Below are 16737 nucleotides of genomic sequence, written 5' to 3'. Positions count from 1 at the left end.
AGTACTCCCTAGTTTTTGAAGGCAAAGCTGCACTTTATGCGGTTGATTTAGGGTACACTGTTCCTAAAGGAATCATAGTTTTCATGGGAGATGTACGGGAGGATATCGAATGAGAAGCGTATTAATCGTAGATGACGATAAAGAAATATCCGGGCTGATCTCCATTTATCTGGAGAATGAGGGATACCGCGTAATCCAAGCCCACGACGGGGAAGAAGCCCTGCAGGCCATGACCTCGAACAACGGAATGATAGATCTCGTGATTCTGGACGTCATGATGCCCAAGCTGAACGGGATCGACACCTGCCGCAGAATCCGGGAAACCTCGTCCATTCCCATTCTGATGCTGAGCGCGAAGAGCGAGGATATGGATAAAATACTGGGGCTCATGACAGGCGCGGATGATTATATGATTAAACCGTTCAATCCGCTGGAACTGACGACACGGGTCAAAACGCTGCTGCGGCGCTCCACCCAGTACAACGTGGACCTTCACCAGGGGGACAGCGACCGGATCCGGATCGACGGGCTCGACATTAACCGGACAACGCATGAAGTAACGGCCAATGGCCGTGCGATCTCCCTGACGGCCAGGGAATTCGAGATTTTGTACTTGCTTGCCCGTCAGCCGGGGAGAATCTTTAGCGCCGAGGATATCTTCCAGCAGGTCTGGAAGGAAAAATATTACGTCTCCAACAATACGGTCATGGTTCATATCAGCAACCTGAGGGACAAGCTCGAGAAGGAACTCGGTTATAAACTCATCCAAACGGTATGGGGCGTCGGGTACAAAATCCATGCGTAAGCTGCAGTGGAAGATTATCACGCTGTTCTTCGCCAGCGGTGCCTTGACCTTGTCCATATTGTTCATCGCACAGCAGATCATGCGATTGATCGGCCGGGAGTATTGGAAGGAGCCCTGGGTAGACACCCTTTTCAGAGTGGAACGCACGCTGTCGAGTTTCTTCGGCTTTCCGGTCGTCCCGACGATCATCGGCATCGTGCTGTTTATCTGCATGGTGCTTCTCTTAAGTCAAGGCACCATTCGCCAAATCAATCAATTGATGCAGGGGACGCAGCGTTTGGCGAAGGGCGAGTTGGACCAGGCGATCATCGTAAGCTCGAACGACGAGCTGGGCCAGATGGCCGTGCAAATCAATCAAATGGCCCAGCAGCTCAAGCTGTCGCTGGCAGAGGAGCGGATGGCGGTCCAGTCCAAAAACGAGCTTATCAGCAACGTATCGCACGATCTGCGCACCCCGCTCACCTCCATCATCGGGTACTTGCGGCTGGTCAACGAAGACCATTACAAGGATGAGGTCGAACTCCGCTATTACACCGATATCGCCTACGATAAATCGCTGCGTCTGGGCGGCCTCGTGAATGATTTGTTTGAGTACACCCGGATGGGGTATTCCCCGATTAACCGTGTGGACATCAATTTGGTTGAGCTGCTTGCCCAATTGTCCGTGGACTTTTCATTGACCGGGCAGCATGAAGGAGTACAGGTCGTGTTTACGCCTGCCGTGGAGAAAATCATGATCTCATCGGACGGGGATAAGCTGATGCGCACCTTCGAGAATCTGCTGTCCAATGCGGTAAGGCACGGACGGGAGGCCGGGCGTGTGGATTTAAAAGTATCGCAGGATCCCAAGTTTGCCATCGTGCAGGTGATCAACTACGGTCCTCCGATTCCCCAGCATGCCATCCCCCACTTGTTCGAGCGGTTTTACCGGGCAGATGAATCGCGGACCGATCAAACCGGCGGCTCGGGGCTTGGCCTGGCCATCGTAAAAACCATCGTCGATGCCCATCATGGCACGATCCAGGTGACCAGTACGACAGAGTTGACGATGTTCGAGGTTCGCCTACCATTGCAGGTCCCAGAAAATTAACAAAAATTACGTTTATCATTCGACATACAATTCCATTTTCCGATAAAATAGGGGTGAATGTCTTCATCGCTCTGTCGTTCCTACCGCAGGGTACGTGAAAGGAATGATCCCCTATGACTAATATACTATTTACCAATTTTTGTATATTTGTAACGTTCTTATACTTATCCGGACTGCTGTCCCAAAAATATGTCGCAGGTGTCGTGGTGCCCTCCTTCACCGTCAAGATCAACGCCGGGCTGCTCTTTGGCATCTATGGGATCATTTTAATGTACTACTCGTTCCCCATCGACCCGCGGTTTTTTGCTGATTTGCGGCATCTGGCCATAATGGTGATCGCCACCTACCTGGGATGGCTTCCGTCCTTGATTGCCGGCATGCTGATTGCACTTGGACGGCTGATCCTGTTCGGCATGTCCGCTTCCTCGGCCATTGCAGGTGCGGGCATGCTGCTGATCAGCGTCGTCTGCGGGATCCTCTCCCGCACCCATTGGAATCGTCTGAGCAAAATGCTGCTAATGAGCCTATCCAGCATGTTGGTCATCTTGTTCATTATGTGGATGAACATCCCGAACCATCAAAAGGTGTTTACCGTCTTCACGCAACAGCTCGTCATATCGGTGCTGGCCACGGTGGTCATCTACATGCTGACCGAGTATATCAACACCTCGAATAAACTGTTCCTGCAGATGAAAAAGAACGCGGAAACGGATTACCTGACCAGCCTGCACAATTTGCGCCAGTTCGAGCAGCTGTTGTCGGAACGCTTCCTCGAAGCCCAGCATTTCAGCGAGCGGCTGGGTGTCCTGGTCGTGGACATCGATCATTTCAAACAAATAAACGACACCTACGGCCATGCGGCCGGAGATGTCGTTTTGCAGCAGCTCAGCAAAGTGCTGAGGGATTATTCCCGTTCTTTTGACGAGGTATCCCGCAACGGCGGGGAGGAATTCTCGGTACTGGTCCCGGAAGCCACCATCGACGAGACGGCCGCGATCGCGGAACGAATCCGAGCCGCGGTAGAGGACCACGTCTTCACCCTTGAAGACGGAGCCAAGATTCGAATCACCGTGTCCATCGGCGCTGCCGTGCATCCCGATACGATCCGGTCAAAAAATGCCAAGGAGCTGCTCCAGCAAGCGGACCGCGAGCTGTACCGCGCCAAGGAAAGCGGGCGCAACCGCGTATGCTCCGCACCCGAAATCAATGACCTGATCCTCTCCTAATTCCGATCCGCCTTCAGGATGTCCTCGATGACAGCCAGCGTATCCGAGGACAATTTCATGCCGGAAGCCTTCACGTTCTCTTCCACCTGTTCCGGACGGCTGGCGCCCACCAGCGCGCTGGCTACGTTGTTCTGGCGCAGAATCCAGGCCAAGGCCAATTGGCCGACGGTCATGTCCAGCTCGCTTGCGACAAGGCCCAGCGCCTGCACCTTCTGTATGCGATCTTCGTTTATTTTGAGCCGGTCTGCTCCAATCTTCGACGCGCGGCTGTTCTCCGGCACGTCCTGCTTCGAGGCGTACTTGCCGGTCAGAAGCCCTTGAGCGAGCGGGGAGTATACGACTTGTCCAATCCCCTTCTTCTCGCCAAGCGGGATAATCTCCTCCTCGATCTTGCGCTCGAACATGTTATACAGCGGCTGATTCACCACGATGCGGTCCAGTAAATACCGGTCCGCAACAGCCAAGGCCGCTTCCATCTGGGCCGCCGTCCACATGCTGACGCCGACATAGAGCACCTTGCCTTGCCGGACAAGATCATCCAGCGCGCGAAGCGTCTCCTCAAGCGGCGTTTCCTCATGATATCGATGGCAGTAGTAGATGTCGATGTAATCGGTGCCCAGCCGCTTCAGGCTGGCATCGCACTGCTCTTTGATATGCTTGCGGGACAGTCCCTGATCATTCGGTCCGTCTCCCATCTTGCCGAACACCTTTGTGGCCAGCACATAGGATTCCCTCGGAAATGCCCTTAACGTCTCGCCCACGACGACTTCGGCCGCTCCTTGAGCATAAACGTTCGCCGTATCGAAAAAATTGACGCCGAGTCCATAGGCAGTCTGAATCGACTTGACCGCATTTTCCCGTTCCACGTATCCCCCGTAGGTCAGCCAGCTCCCGAGGCTGATATCGCTAACCTTCAGTCCGCTTCCGCCCAATCTTCTGAATTCCATATGTGAAACCTCCTTCATACAAGATAGATGCTTATCCTTATTGTAACATCTTCCTGTACGATAAACAGATATCCCCCGCCTAGCGTTTGTAGCCGGTAGACTTTATTTTCACCTTGACCGATACATTAAACTTGGCATTCGGATAAATGGCAGCCCATTCCTCCATCTCCGTCCGGTTGTTCCAATGCGTGCCGCCATACCGGAGGCCGAAACCCAGCGGATCCAGTCCTGTTTTTTGAATTTTCTCCAAAAAGCTTTTGACCGCTTGGGATAATTCCTTGTTGAATTGCGCTTCGATGTTGTCCAGATCCCTCGGATCCAGCTGCGCGGGATCCTCTTTCTCCTCCAATATCGCCGTGATCCTTATCTTATAATCAATCGTTCCTTCCCCTCGTTTATCCGTTACGATCTTGTATCTGGCCCGGGTTCTGTCCGTGTTCACTTCAAGCAATTTGCCGCCAATCTTCGTTCCGAAATTCGTGCTTAAATTCCGGAGGTCCAGCAGATTGTACAGCCTGGTTTCATCCGGGGTCAGGATGTACTTCACTTTGTTCTTGTCCATCAAGGCTACTTTATCGATATTCAGAACCTTGTCTTCGGTCGTTTCCACGACGGGCATAACCGGGTCCTCCCCCTCCTCCAACATTCGGCGGCTCAGATCGAAGGAATAGGTCTTCGAGATAAAAGGGGATTCGGTGCCTTCCTCGCTGAGCGCCAGAAATATGGCGTTTCCGGCGATCCGCTCCGTAGGAGGCTCCGCTTTCAATACGGCTTCTGCGGTAGGAACGGCAACAGCCGGATACATGAGCAGCTGCATGTCCCGTCTCCGAACGGTCCAATCCTGAATTTTGCTGATATCTGTTCGCGCGAAAGCCTCGCCGTACATCACACCCTTGCAATGTCCGAAGTCGAGCTCCTTATCCACCTTGGATTTGACCTCCCGGATCGCCTCCGCAATGCTTGTCGATTCCTCCGTAATGAGCAGGGATTTTTTGTCCCCGGTCTTCGGATCGCCCGAAGGAATGGCGATTTTGAAGCTGAAACGGTGCATTTCGGGATTTTTCTCTGAGACATCGATCCCTATGGATACTACGAATAGCCTGAGATCGATATCCCGAAATTCGCAGCCCGACAGAAACAAAAAAGAGCAGCACATGACACAGAGCAGCCCTCGTTTCAGGCCATTCATGCTCTCTTCCTCCTTTTCTTCCATACCGCATAGATTAACATGGCAAGCAGCAGGAACTCGCCCCCAAACCGGACGTCCAGGAATACGATCGCCATATCGTTCAATATGTATTGATTCACAATTAACGACGTTCCGAAGGTAATAAGGGAAAAGAGCACCAGGACCCACCATTCGACTTTTCGCTTTTTATCTATCGATTTGCCCTGAACCCCCGATAAACCGAAGCCCCCCAGGATCAATTCCTTGCCAACATGCCAGTGTATGATGGAATTCACGAGGGAAAGGCACATATATGCCACGTAGAAGACATAAATCATCCGTTCAACGATGAAATAACGGATCCGCAGTGCGTCTATCGTCGAGAAGGCCGGATACACGTGTCCTCCGGCTCCTGCGGCTCCCAATATCCCGATGGGCGCGAACATCGAAACGAGAAGGGTCAGTATGCTGACTACCACGATCGCCCAAATATGGCGGACTCTGAATCGGTGAAAGATCCGGTTGAATACCACCATGTTCACGTATCCCGTAAAAATATAGGTTGCTGCCGCAACCGTCCCGTAATTAGGTAAATTCCAGGCATGGGTAATGATCTGCCTCACGGCATCCCAGCTGAAATACGGATTGCTGAAGACGCGCCATGACATATAGGCAATCAGAGGAACGGTGATGTACAAAATCATCTCCAACCCGTAAAGAATCGATTCGGAATCGAGCCTGGCGCTAAGCGCCACAACCACCAGAAATCCCATCAGAACGATATAGGGAGACACGTCCGGACTGATGTAACGGTTGGTAATATCTACGAAGCTGGTCAAGGTAATGACGCTGGAGAAATACCACGCAAGTCCGTATAACACAAGCAGGATGCCGGATATCCCTTTCGGCATCACCGATTGGAAAATCTCCGGCAGCCCTTGCCCCGGAAATTTCTGAATCAGTTTTATGAAGCCGAACATAATCAGGGTCCCGATCGGGATGGATACGAGGATCGACATCAGCGCTCCGTCAAAGCGATCCGTAATCAAGATGCGGGGGACATAATTAATCAGGTTGATGGTTGCGTTGAGCAGGAAGAGGTAATAAAAATATTTGTTTCTAACCACTTCGCTGGTCTCCTTTCTTGTTCCAATCCACGGCAAACATCTTCAAGTAAGGTTTGCCGAAGGACCGTAGGCTCGTGAGGTACATGATCATGGCCACCACACCCAACACGATGCCAACCAAGCCGAAGAAGGTGGCAAGCACGATGAAGAGATACTTCGTAACGCGGATGCCGGAGCTCATCATCGTGATCGGGATGACGAAATTCGTTATGGCAACCGCGGACACCAGAATGATCATGATGTTGCTGACCAGTCCGGCCTCCGTAGCGGCGGTTCCCAGAATGAGACCCCCGACCGTGGTCGCGGTCTGGCCAATCGCTTTGGGCAGCCGAACGCTGGCCTCCGTCAGAAATTCCATCGCGAGCAGCATAAAGATCACTTCGAAGAAGGACGGGTACGGCACCGTGGCCCTGCTTCCTGCAATGAGAAGCGTAACTTGCATCCTCAATATCTCCGGGTTATAGGAGGTGAATGCCACGTAAAAACTTGGCATCAGCACGGTTACAAACAAGGCGATATACCGAATGGCCTTGAGAAACCAGCCGATCGGGGGAAGCTGGATTTTATCGTCCATCGCGGTAAAGAAATCATTGAATATGGCCGGCAGCAGAAGGGCATACCCCGTTGAATCCATTAATACCGCAATCTTTCCTTGCGATATATTCAATACGGTCCGGTCAGGGCGCTCGGTCAGCATCAGCGTAGGATACAACCGAAATCTGGGGTGCATCGTGTGTCTCTCGATTTCGGATGCCGACTGCACAATATCCGCTTTGAGTTCGGACAATCGCTTTTTAAGCTCCTGCAGTACCGCTTCTTCGACTTTGAGCGCATCGTACATAATGATGATCCGGGTCTGCGATATTTTGCCGACGGTCATGAATTCCGTCTTCAAATCGGTGGTTTGGTATCGATGGCGAACCAGGTTCAGGTTCACCTCGATATTCTCCGTAAACGAATCGTCGGGTCCCTGAATGACGTTCTCCGTACTGGCAGGTTGGATGGAACCGGCATTAACCAAGACGGCGTCAAAAAGAAGCACGGTGTCCTGTATGAATATGGCAACGCAGCCCCTCAGTATATTGCGGAGCAATTCCTGTTCATCTTTCGGCTCCATGCTCGATGGAAAGGAGCGGATGAATTGCTCGTATAAGTCCAAGGAATTTAGCTCATAAAAGCGGTTAATCAAATTATCGTTGATCATGACAGGATCGCACATGCTCTTTAAATAGACCAGCAGCGCGTGTTCACCCTCGTTCTTCAGCTCGCGCTGCTCGATATCACCGATGCGGTTAAGCTGCTCCTTCAGGCAGTTCTTGGCTTGGTCCGCGTTCAAATACTGTTCGCTGGTCATGATACCATCCCCCATTTTCTTATATTTCCGTGAACTCCCGCTTGTCTCCCTAGGTTCTGCATAAATGTCCCAAAATATTTACAATCCTCCAGAAAACTTCAGGAAGCTTCTTTCCATCCAAACGGCATAGTTTCTAATCATTCCCATGTGGTAATAATGAAGACAAGAGAATGAGTTTATGGGTGATCCCCATAGTAACCAAGGAGGAATCGTGAATGAACCCATCCAATTCATCGCATCAGGAACTGCCGCAATTTCCGGAGTCGCTGTGGGTAGCTACAACTGAACTGCCTACCTTTCCCCGCTTGGCCGAAGATATCGAGACGGATGTGGCGGTAGTCGGGGCCGGCATAACCGGCATCACGACTGCTTATCTGCTGGCCAAGGCAGGTAAAGATGTCGTGCTGATCGAGGCAGGGCAAATCCTGAACGGGACCACCGGCCATACAACAGCCAAAGTCACGGCCCAGCACGGGCTGATTTATCATGAATTCCTGAATCATTTCGGGGATGAGAAGACAAGGCTCTATTATGAAGGGAATCGGGAAGCGATTGAATTCATTAGGGACATTGTTGGCGGCGACGAGGAGAAGTTTGGGCTAAAGCTGGAGGATGCCTATATTTACGCTCAAACGGAAGACAAATACCTCTCCAAGCTGGAGGACGAAATCAAAGCCTACGAGAAGCTCGGCATCCCGGGAGAATGGCAGGAAAGCCTTCCTCTGCCTATGCCCGTCCGTGGAGCGATCAAGATGCCGGGGCAATATCAGTTCCATCCCCTGCAATATCTTAAGCATCTGACGGAACAATTCCTGAAGCTCGGTGGACGAATCTATGAGAATACGACCATGGATGAAAAAGTCGAAACCGACGGACCGATCACGCTGCTCACCAAACGGGGCGGCCACCGGATTACTTGCAACCACGCCGTATCCGCGTCTCATTTTCCGTTCTATGACGGGAAAGGACTGTACTTCACGCGGCTGCATGTGGAACGTTCCTATGCGGTTGCCGTCAAACCCGAAACCGCTTATCCAGGCGGGATGTTCCTGAGCGTGGATCAGCCGACCCGTTCCCTGCGGTCGGCTACCTATAACGGCGAGGAGCTGGTTATCGTCGGTGGCGAGAACCATCCGACGGGACGCAGCATCTGTACCCATCAGCATTACGAAAACCTGGAGCTTTTTGCAGGAAATCTGTTGGGCGCTTCCGCCATTCCTTATCGCTGGTCGACCCAGGACCTGATCACGCTGGACAACATGCCTTATATCGGGCCGATCACGTCCAATCAGGACCGGATCTTTGTCGCGACAGGCTTCCGGAAATGGGGGATGACAACGGGAACATTGGCCGCGAAGATCATTTGCGATCAAATACTGGAGAAAGATAACCGTTATGCCGACGTCTTTAACCCGTCCCGCTTCAAGGCAGACCCGAGCATCAAAACATTCGTCGCGCAAAATGCCATGGTTGCGAAGGATTTCGTTGCCGGCAAGTTCGAAATGTCCCACGCCGATATTACTGAACTGAAGCCAGGCGAAGGCGCCGTCGTCCGCCATAACGGGCAGCGTGCCGGGGCCTATAAGGATGATCAAGGAAACCTCTATCTTGTGGATACCACCTGTACCCATCTCGGCTGCGAGGTGGAATGGAACGAGGGCGAACGTTCATGGGATTGCCCTTGCCACGGATCACGCTTCCGCCATAACGGCGAGGTGCTGGAAGGACCGGCTATTGAGCCGTTGAAGCAATTGGACCCGGAGAGCTAATAATCCCAGCCCACCGCGCCTTAAGAGGACCCTAAACCAAAAAGAAGTGAAGCCACCGGGCTTCACTTCTTTTTTATACATCACTTGCGAGATTAGCAGCACCTACGGGATTCGGACGGCAAATCTCTGCAGATTTATTCTTTCATTCAAAAAAGGCACCCTGACGGGTGCCTGTGTCTTGATATGGCGAAGATGCTCTTTGCACGACAGCCTATGCGATTTCCGGCGCCAGCTCCTCGCGGTATGCCGCAAGCGACTGATCCACGATGACCTGTATGAAATCGGGATCGATATCCTGGATCCAAGGCATGGCGTTATTCCAAGCATTTTCCTCGATTTGAAGCGCGAGCTGCCTCTGATCCCATTCATCCACCGTTTGATCCATCCGGTCGCACAGCTCTGTCAGGGTCATGTCCATTGAATGGCCCAGCTCATGTGCGAATACCACCGCAAAATAGGCATGGAACGGCTCAAGCGTGCCAAACAGCTGCAAGCACTGCTGGCGTATGACTTCGGTATACATCGTCACGCTGTGCGAATGCATCACATATTTTCCGCCGATTAACCGGCCCCCTGGAAAATACGCCTCCATCTCCACGGTGACACTGCTGCCCGACCGACGTAGAAGCTCTTGCGTAATTCGGTTCAGTTCGGACTTATTCAATAATGATCATGGCTCCCTTTAAAGATATAAACATAAACATCATTATAAAAGAACCATATGAAATTGCAATATCAAATATGCCTGCCGGCTTACTCCGAGCCTGTCAAAAACCTTAAGCGGCGCGGCTTGACGGATACGGCCGCAGGCGTCTCCATATATATCTCCCCGTCCGTGTCGGCCTTCATGGGCCCATCCGTTATCAGCTTGATCGAAGCGGCCCTCACATACGAGATGCTCTCGTTGGCAGGCTTCCACTCCCCTTCGATTTTACGGCTTAGCAGCTCTTTTAACAGGGGGAGTCCGGCTTCGCGAATGATGAGTACATCCAGCAAACCGTCCGTCAACGAATCGAATGTAAAAGGCAGCGGGCGGGTACCTAAGTATCGTCCATTCGATATGTAAATCATAATCGCTTCTCCTTCACTGGAATGGCCGTCATATTCCATCCTGTAGGAGAACGGCTCGGCCGATCGCACGGTTTGCAGCATGCTGATGAAATAACTGAGCCTGCCAAGCGCTCCTTTCAGATCGGGGTTGATGTTCTCGGAAGTGGCCGTTATGAGCCCGACGCCAAAGAAATTCGTAAACACCCTGTCATGCGCCATGCCGATATCCAATGCGCGGACTTGTCCCTTCATTAATGCTCGAGCTGCCGATGTCAGCTCGACCGGCAGATTCATGGAGCGGGCAAAGTCGTTGCAGGTCCCCACGGGCAGAATCCCGATAAGGGGCGGTTGTCCCAGCGCGGCAATGCCGTTCACGCACTCATGGACCGACCCGTCTCCCCCCATAACCAGGATGAGCTCATACGCCTCCCCCTGCTCCCTGCACACGGCTTCCCCTTCTCCCGGCGCCGAGGTCTGAAACAATACCAGCTCCTTGATGCCTTCCGCCAGTATCGGGATGACAGCCGCAAGCTGCTGCAGGGTCTCCTGCTGACCCGCACTGCGGTTATACACCAGCAAAGCCCGATGATACATCATTCCCGCCTCCCTCTGATCCGTTCCTGATTGGCTTGCTTCTATTATTACCCTTTGTTATGAAGCGATTAATCAACAAAAAGAAGACCCGCTTCGCAATCGAAGGGGTCTTCTTGTCATAGCTTTCCTTGCCTCGTTATCCGGCTTCATGCTGATCACTGAATTGGCTGTTATACAGGTCGGCGTAGAAGCCGCCTTGGGACAACAGCTCTTCGTGGGTTCCCTGCTCGATGATGCTGCCCTTGTTCATGACCAAAATCAGGTCAGCATCCCGGATCGTGGACAACCGATGGGCAATGACAAAGCTGGTCCGGTCCTTCATCAGCTCATTCATCGCTTTCTGGATATAAAGCTCCGTCCGCGTATCCACGCTGCTGGTGGCCTCATCAAGGATGAGAATCGACGGGTTGGCGAGAATGGCCCGCGCAATCGTCAGAAGCTGTTTCTGCCCTTGCGATATATTGGAGGCTTCCTCGTTCAGAACGGTATCGTAGCCCTCCGGAAGCGTCCGGATGAAATGATCCGCATGAGCCGCTTCCGCCGCCCGGATGATCTCTTGTTCCGTGACGCCTTCCCGTCCGTATCCGATATTATCCCGGATCGTCCCGTTAAAGAGCCAGGTATCCTGCAGCACCATCCCGAACAGGCTGCGCAGTTCACTGCGCCGAAGAGCCGTAATATCCGTGCCGTCTATCGTAATTTTGCCCTGATTCAGCTCATAGAACCGCATCAGCAGATTAATGAGCGTGGTCTTCCCTGCACCGGTCGGACCGACAATCGCGACCGTTTGGCCGTGCTTCACGTCCACATTCATATTTTCGATGAGAAGCTGGTCCGCTTTATAGCCGAAGCTCACGTTCTCGAAGGTCACGTCGCCAAGCGGCTGCTTAAGCTCGGCGGGAGCGGTATGCTCTGACACCTCTTCTTCCTCGTCCAGCACTTCGAACACGCGCTCTGCCGAGGCTACGGTGGATTGAATGACGTTCGCGATGTTCGCAAGCTGAGTAATCGGCTGCGTAAATTGGCGCGAATATTGAATGAAGGCCTGAATATCCCCGATCTCGATCGCCCGGCGGGTAACCAAAACACCGCCGACGACGCTGACGATCACATATCCGATATTGCCGACAAAACTCATGAGCGGCATGATGGTGCCCGATATAAACTGGGCTTTCCAACCGGCATCATAGAGTTTGTCGTTAACCTCGTCGAATTGCTCCATGGACTGCCGTTCACGGCCGAAAGCCTTCACTACTTTATGACCGGTGTACATTTCCTCCACATGTCCGTTCAGCTGACCCAGATGCTTCTGTTGGGCCACGAAATGCTTCTGCGAGCGCTTGGCAACCATGATGGTCACCACCACGCTGAGCGGGAGGGTCAGAATAACCACCAACGTCAGCAGCGGGCTGATCGTGAGCATCATGACGATGACGCCGACCAGCGTGACCACGGACGTAATCATCTGCGTTAAGCTTTGCTGAAGCGTGCTGCTGATATTGTCCATATCATTGGTCACCCGGCTCAGCGTTTCCCCATGCGCGCGGGCGTCGAAATATTTAAGCGGCAGGCGGCCGAGTTTGTTGTACACATCCTTGCGCAAATCATATACGGTTCGCTGAGCCACGCCGGCCATGACATACTGCTGGATGTACGCAAACAGCGAGCTTAAGAGATATAGTCCTGCTAGCCAGAGCATGATCGTCCGAATGGCGTCAAAATCGATCCCGGCACCTGGCACGCCTTGCATCTTAGCCATGAAGCCTTTGAACAGGATCGTGGTGGCATCCCCCAATATTTTCGGGCTCACGATGCTGAATATCGTACTGAGGATCGCTGCGATCAAGACGATCAGCAGCTTGCCGGTATGCGGCTTGAGATATCGCGTTAACCTGCGAAACGTGCCTTTGAAGTCCTTGGCTTTCTCCCCTGGCATCCCGGGCCCGTGCGGGCCGCCGCCAAAGGGACCGCCCGGTCCCCGAGGATGTCCTCCCCGTTTCTTCTCACTCATGCGATCTCCTCCTCTGACAGCTGCGAGGTGACGATTTCGCGGTACACATCGCTGGAAGCCATGAGCTCCTCATGCGTGCCGATGCCGGCAATGCGTCCCTCGTCCAGCACGATAATCCGGTCGGCGTCCATGACGGTGCTGACCCGCTGAGCAACGATCAAAACGGTGGCCTCCGTCGTTTCCTCGCGAAGCGCTGCGCGAAGATTGGCGTCCGTCTTGAAATCCAGTGCCGAGAAGCTGTCGTCAAACACATAAATCTCGGGTCTGCGAACCAGCGCCCTTGCAATCGAGAGCCGCTGCTTCTGGCCCCCGGATACGTTGCTGCCGCCCTGCGAAATCTCGGCATCGTACTCGCCTTCCATGGAGGAAATGAAATCGGCGGCCTGGGCAACCTTCGCTGCATGCCGGATCTCCTCGTCTGTGGCATCCTCTTTGCCGTAGCGGATATTCTCCGCAATGGTCCCGGTGAAGAGCAGCGCCTTCTGCGGCACGAATCCGATCCGGTTCCGCAGATCCTCCTGCATCATGTCGCGGATATCTGTTCCGTTGACAAGAATCCGGCCCGACGTCACGTCATAGAAACGCGGGATCAAGCTGATCAGCGTGGATTTGCCCGAGCCGGTTCCGCCGATGATCGCCGTGACTTCGCCCGGCCCGGCATGGAAGGAGATATCGGATATGGCGGGCTCCTCCGCGCCGGGATAATAGAAGGTCACATCCTGAAATTCGATCGATCCCTGCAACACGCCGGCATTGCGCGGCTGTTTCGGATCGTGGATCTCAGGCATCATGTTCAATACTTCATTGATCCGGACCGCCGATGCCTGGGCGCGCGGAATCATGACAAACATGACGGATAGCATGATCAGCGAGAACATGATCATCATCGCGTATTGGAGAAACGCCATGAGGTCGCCGACCTTCATATGCTCGGCATCTATGCGGTGGGCTCCGAACCAGACGATCGCCAGCGTGGCAAAGTTCATGACCAGCATCATGACGGGCATCATCGCCCCCATGATTTTATTGACTTTGATCGAAGTGGCCGTCAGGTCCTCGTTCGCGTCGTTAAAGCGGACCGTTTCATGGTCCATCCGGTTAAAGGAACGGATGACCCGGATTCCGGTCAGATTCTCCCGCAGCACCCGGCTCAGCGTATCGATCTTCACCTGAATCGCTTTGAAGAGCGGAATGCCTTTTTTGGCGATCAGGAAAATAGCAAGTGCCAGAACCGGCAGGACAATCAACAGCACCGTTGTCAGTCCGGGATCTCTCGACACGGCCATCACGATGCCCCCGATACACATCATCGGCGCAATCGCCATCATGCGAAGGATCATGATCGTAACCTGCTGCACCTGCGTAATGTCGTTTGTCGTACGGGTAATCAGCGAGGCCGTGCCGATCTTGTCGAACTCCTGCAGCGTAAAATTCTCGACATGGGAGAACACGCGCCCGCGAAGAATCTTCCCGAATCCGGTAGCCGATTTGGATGCGAGATAACTCGCGGCTATAGAGCAAACCATGCCCCCCGCCGCAACCAGCAGCATGAAGCCGCCCACGCGCCAAATATAAGGGACGTCTCCCTTCACGATGCCGATATCCACGATGTCCGCCATCAAGGTAGGCAAGTACAGATCAGACAGACACTGGAAAAATGTGAACAGCAGGACCAAAATGACCGCTGTCCGGTACGGTTTCATATAGTGAAACAGCTTTAACAAATCCCCCACCCCTACTCGTTGTCTGATGTCGTTTCGTTCGATTTGCGTTTTTGTTCATGAAAATGGTACACCTTCGTCAGCAGCTCCGTCAGTTTGACGCTGTCTTCTTCCCCGAGGAAATTCACCAGCTCGTTAAAGCTGTTCTTGACGTTCTGATAGGTTTGCTGGACAACGCGGTTCCCTTCCTCCGTCAGCTGCACGCGGACCGCACGCCGATCCAGCGCATCCATCACCCGCTCCACCAGCCCTTTGCTCTCCAGCGCATTGATGAATTGCGTGATCGTCGGCGACGTAACATTCATCATGCTGCTGATCTCGGACACTTTCATGCCGGGGCCATCGGGCTCGATATGATGTTTGAGTCCCATCAGAACGCGGATCTCGCCGGGTGTATACCCTGAAATCAAGTGCTGATCCCACTCCTGCTTGTGGAACATGCGTATGCTGTACAAGAGCCTGCCGGCAACGCTGTCCTCCCGCCTGCCGCCCTTCATGCATGGTCCCTCCCGCGAATGTTGGTCCTCGTTCCCGTTCATTTCTTTATGTAAATCTGGATGTTGATCCTCCGCCATGGTCCACCTCTTCTCGGCAACGGCTCGAATAAATAGATAGATTGCCAATTTATTTGGTTACCTAACTATATACCCGAGAGATGACCGAAGTCAAATCGACTCCGGCCTTCCCTTAACATCCATTATTCATCATCGTACAGCAGCTGCTGATATGCCCCTTTACGGCCTCGGTCTCCCTTGCGCGTCGACTTGCCCGAGCTCTTGTTCTGGCGGCGGTTGCTTACCCTCTCTTTGCGGGCGATATGGGCCAGCTCCCGCTCCGTCTTCTTGTAATTCGCATATCGCTTTGCATCCAGCGTTCCGTCCTGAAGCGCTTCCCGGACCGCACAGCCGGCCTCCGTTTCATGACGGCAATCATGGAACCGGCACTGCTGCGCCAGCGCGGAAATATCCGCGAAGGTCGCCTCGAAGCCTTCTTCCGAATCCCACAGCTGCAGCTCCCGCATGCCCGGCGTATCCACCATGATCGCGCCTCCCGGCAGCACGAAAAGCTCCCGGTGCGTCGTGGTGTGCCGTCCTCTTGCGTCCTCTTCGCGTATCCCTTGAACCCGCTGCATTTCCTGGCCGGACAGCCAGTTCAGCAGCGTCGATTTGCCGGCACCGGAGGTACCCGTTATGGCGACCGTTTTCCCTTGCACCAGATACTCTCCAAGCTGCTCCTTCCCTTGATCCATCAGGGAGCTTACCGCATGGACCGGCACGCCCGGAGCAACCGCCTCTACCTCCGCGACGTACGCTTCCGGCGATTCGCATAGGTCCGCCTTGGTGAGCAGCACGACCGGTGCGGCACCGCTCTCCCAGACCGCAATCAGATAGCGTTCAATCCGGCGAACATTAAAATCCTTGTTGAGCGCGTTAATGATAAACACGGTATCCATGTTGGCCGCAATGATCTGCTCATCCGGCACGCTTCCTGCCTCCCTGCGCGTGACGGCGGATTGGCGGGGCAGCAGATGATGAATGACGGCACGGGATTCGCCCTGCAGCGGCTCCACCATGACCCAATCGCCGACTGCGGGAAAGTCGCTTTTGCTGCCCGCTTCGTATTCATACTTGCCTGTGACAATGGCCGTCTGCTCACCCTCTTGGGTGATAATGCGGTATTGCTTCGAGAATTGGGCCGTAATGCGGGCCGGCACCAGCGCCTTGTCCTGCTTCGGGATCTGAGCGGCCATCAAACGCCAATGTTCATTCCATCCATAGGCTTGCAACGTTGTCATGTCTTGTTTCGTCAAATTCGTGATATCCCCTTATCGTTGTTGGATTGTTTGTTAACAAATGATCAAACACAAAAAAAACC

General features: G+C 53.4%; 14 protein-coding genes. 4 read left to right on the top strand and 10 right to left on the bottom strand.

Features of this window, described 5'->3' with window-relative positions; all coding sequences use genetic code 11:
- Window positions 1-109 precede the first annotated feature (109 nt).
- From JNUCC32_RS26850 to JNUCC32_RS26840, 3 genes are all read left to right on the top strand, one after another.
- A complete protein-coding gene (locus JNUCC32_RS26850; RefSeq protein WP_096775812.1) occupies window positions 110-805 on the top strand; it encodes a response regulator transcription factor in 696 nt (231 codons plus the stop codon).
- Entirely contained in the window at window positions 798-1895 is a 1098-nt protein-coding gene (locus tag JNUCC32_RS26845) for a sensor histidine kinase (protein WP_096775811.1), read from the top strand. The genes JNUCC32_RS26850 and JNUCC32_RS26845 overlap by 8 nt, the downstream gene beginning before the upstream one ends.
- A 113-nt stretch (window positions 1896-2008) precedes the next feature.
- A complete protein-coding gene (locus tag JNUCC32_RS26840; RefSeq protein WP_192570360.1) occupies window positions 2009-3121 on the top strand; it encodes a diguanylate cyclase in 1113 nt (370 codons plus the stop codon).
- On the opposite strand, the gene JNUCC32_RS26835 is transcribed toward JNUCC32_RS26840, so the two are convergent.
- From JNUCC32_RS26835 to JNUCC32_RS26820, 4 genes are all read right to left on the bottom strand, one after another.
- Window positions 3118-4068, bottom strand: a complete 951-nt coding sequence (locus tag JNUCC32_RS26835; protein ID WP_192570359.1) for an aldo/keto reductase family protein — start codon at window positions 4066-4068, stop codon at window positions 3118-3120. The two genes, JNUCC32_RS26840 and JNUCC32_RS26835, sit on opposite strands and share 4 nt — an antisense overlap.
- Before the next feature lie 79 nt (window positions 4069-4147).
- Window positions 4148-5257, bottom strand: coding sequence for a Ger(x)C family spore germination protein (locus tag JNUCC32_RS26830; protein WP_192570358.1), 1110 nt, complete (start codon window positions 5255-5257; stop codon window positions 4148-4150).
- Entirely contained in the window at window positions 5254-6363 is a 1110-nt protein-coding gene (locus tag JNUCC32_RS26825; protein WP_192570357.1) for a GerAB/ArcD/ProY family transporter, read from the bottom strand. The genes JNUCC32_RS26830 and JNUCC32_RS26825 overlap by 4 nt, the downstream gene beginning before the upstream one ends.
- Window positions 6356-7717 carry a spore germination protein gene (locus JNUCC32_RS26820; protein WP_192570356.1) on the bottom strand — a complete coding sequence of 454 codons (1362 nt, stop codon included), beginning with the start codon at window positions 7715-7717 and terminating at the stop codon, window positions 6356-6358. The genes JNUCC32_RS26825 and JNUCC32_RS26820 overlap by 8 nt, the downstream gene beginning before the upstream one ends.
- A gap of 215 nt (window positions 7718-7932) precedes the next feature.
- Between JNUCC32_RS26820 and JNUCC32_RS26815 the strand changes: the two genes are divergently transcribed.
- A complete protein-coding gene (locus JNUCC32_RS26815; RefSeq protein ID WP_192570355.1) occupies window positions 7933-9486 on the top strand; it encodes an FAD-dependent oxidoreductase in 1554 nt (517 codons plus the stop codon).
- Window positions 9487-9697: 211 nt separating this feature from the next.
- Here the strand turns inward: JNUCC32_RS26815 and JNUCC32_RS26810 are convergent, their stop codons facing one another.
- The 6 genes from JNUCC32_RS26810 to rsgA form a co-directional block, all read right to left on the bottom strand.
- Window positions 9698-10150, bottom strand: a complete 453-nt coding sequence (locus JNUCC32_RS26810; RefSeq protein WP_090909828.1) for a hypothetical protein — start codon at window positions 10148-10150, stop codon at window positions 9698-9700.
- Between the two features lie 89 nt (window positions 10151-10239).
- Window positions 10240-11133, bottom strand: coding sequence for a diacylglycerol/lipid kinase family protein (locus JNUCC32_RS26805; protein ID WP_192570354.1), 894 nt, complete (start codon window positions 11131-11133; stop codon window positions 10240-10242).
- A gap of 133 nt (window positions 11134-11266) precedes the next feature.
- Window positions 11267-13141, bottom strand: coding sequence for an ABC transporter ATP-binding protein (locus tag JNUCC32_RS26800; RefSeq protein WP_192570353.1), 1875 nt, complete (start codon window positions 13139-13141; stop codon window positions 11267-11269).
- Complete coding sequence (locus JNUCC32_RS26795; RefSeq protein WP_192570352.1) at window positions 13138-14865, bottom strand: ABC transporter ATP-binding protein; 1728 nt, start codon at window positions 14863-14865, stop codon at window positions 13138-13140. The genes JNUCC32_RS26800 and JNUCC32_RS26795 overlap by 4 nt, the downstream gene beginning before the upstream one ends.
- Window positions 14866-14876: 11 nt before the next feature.
- Window positions 14877-15359, bottom strand: a complete 483-nt coding sequence (locus JNUCC32_RS26790; RefSeq protein WP_228468830.1) for a MarR family winged helix-turn-helix transcriptional regulator — start codon at window positions 15357-15359, stop codon at window positions 14877-14879.
- A 200-nt stretch (window positions 15360-15559) separates the two neighbouring features.
- Complete coding sequence (rsgA, locus tag JNUCC32_RS26785; RefSeq protein WP_096775801.1) at window positions 15560-16672, bottom strand: ribosome small subunit-dependent GTPase A; 1113 nt, start codon at window positions 16670-16672, stop codon at window positions 15560-15562.
- Window positions 16673-16737: the final 65 nt, after the last annotated feature.

The organism is Paenibacillus sp. JNUCC32 (assembly GCF_014863545.1).
Lineage (GTDB): Bacteria > Bacillota > Bacilli > Paenibacillales > Paenibacillaceae > Paenibacillus_AQ > Paenibacillus_AQ lautus_A.
This window is presented reverse-complemented; position numbering and strand designations above follow the sequence as displayed.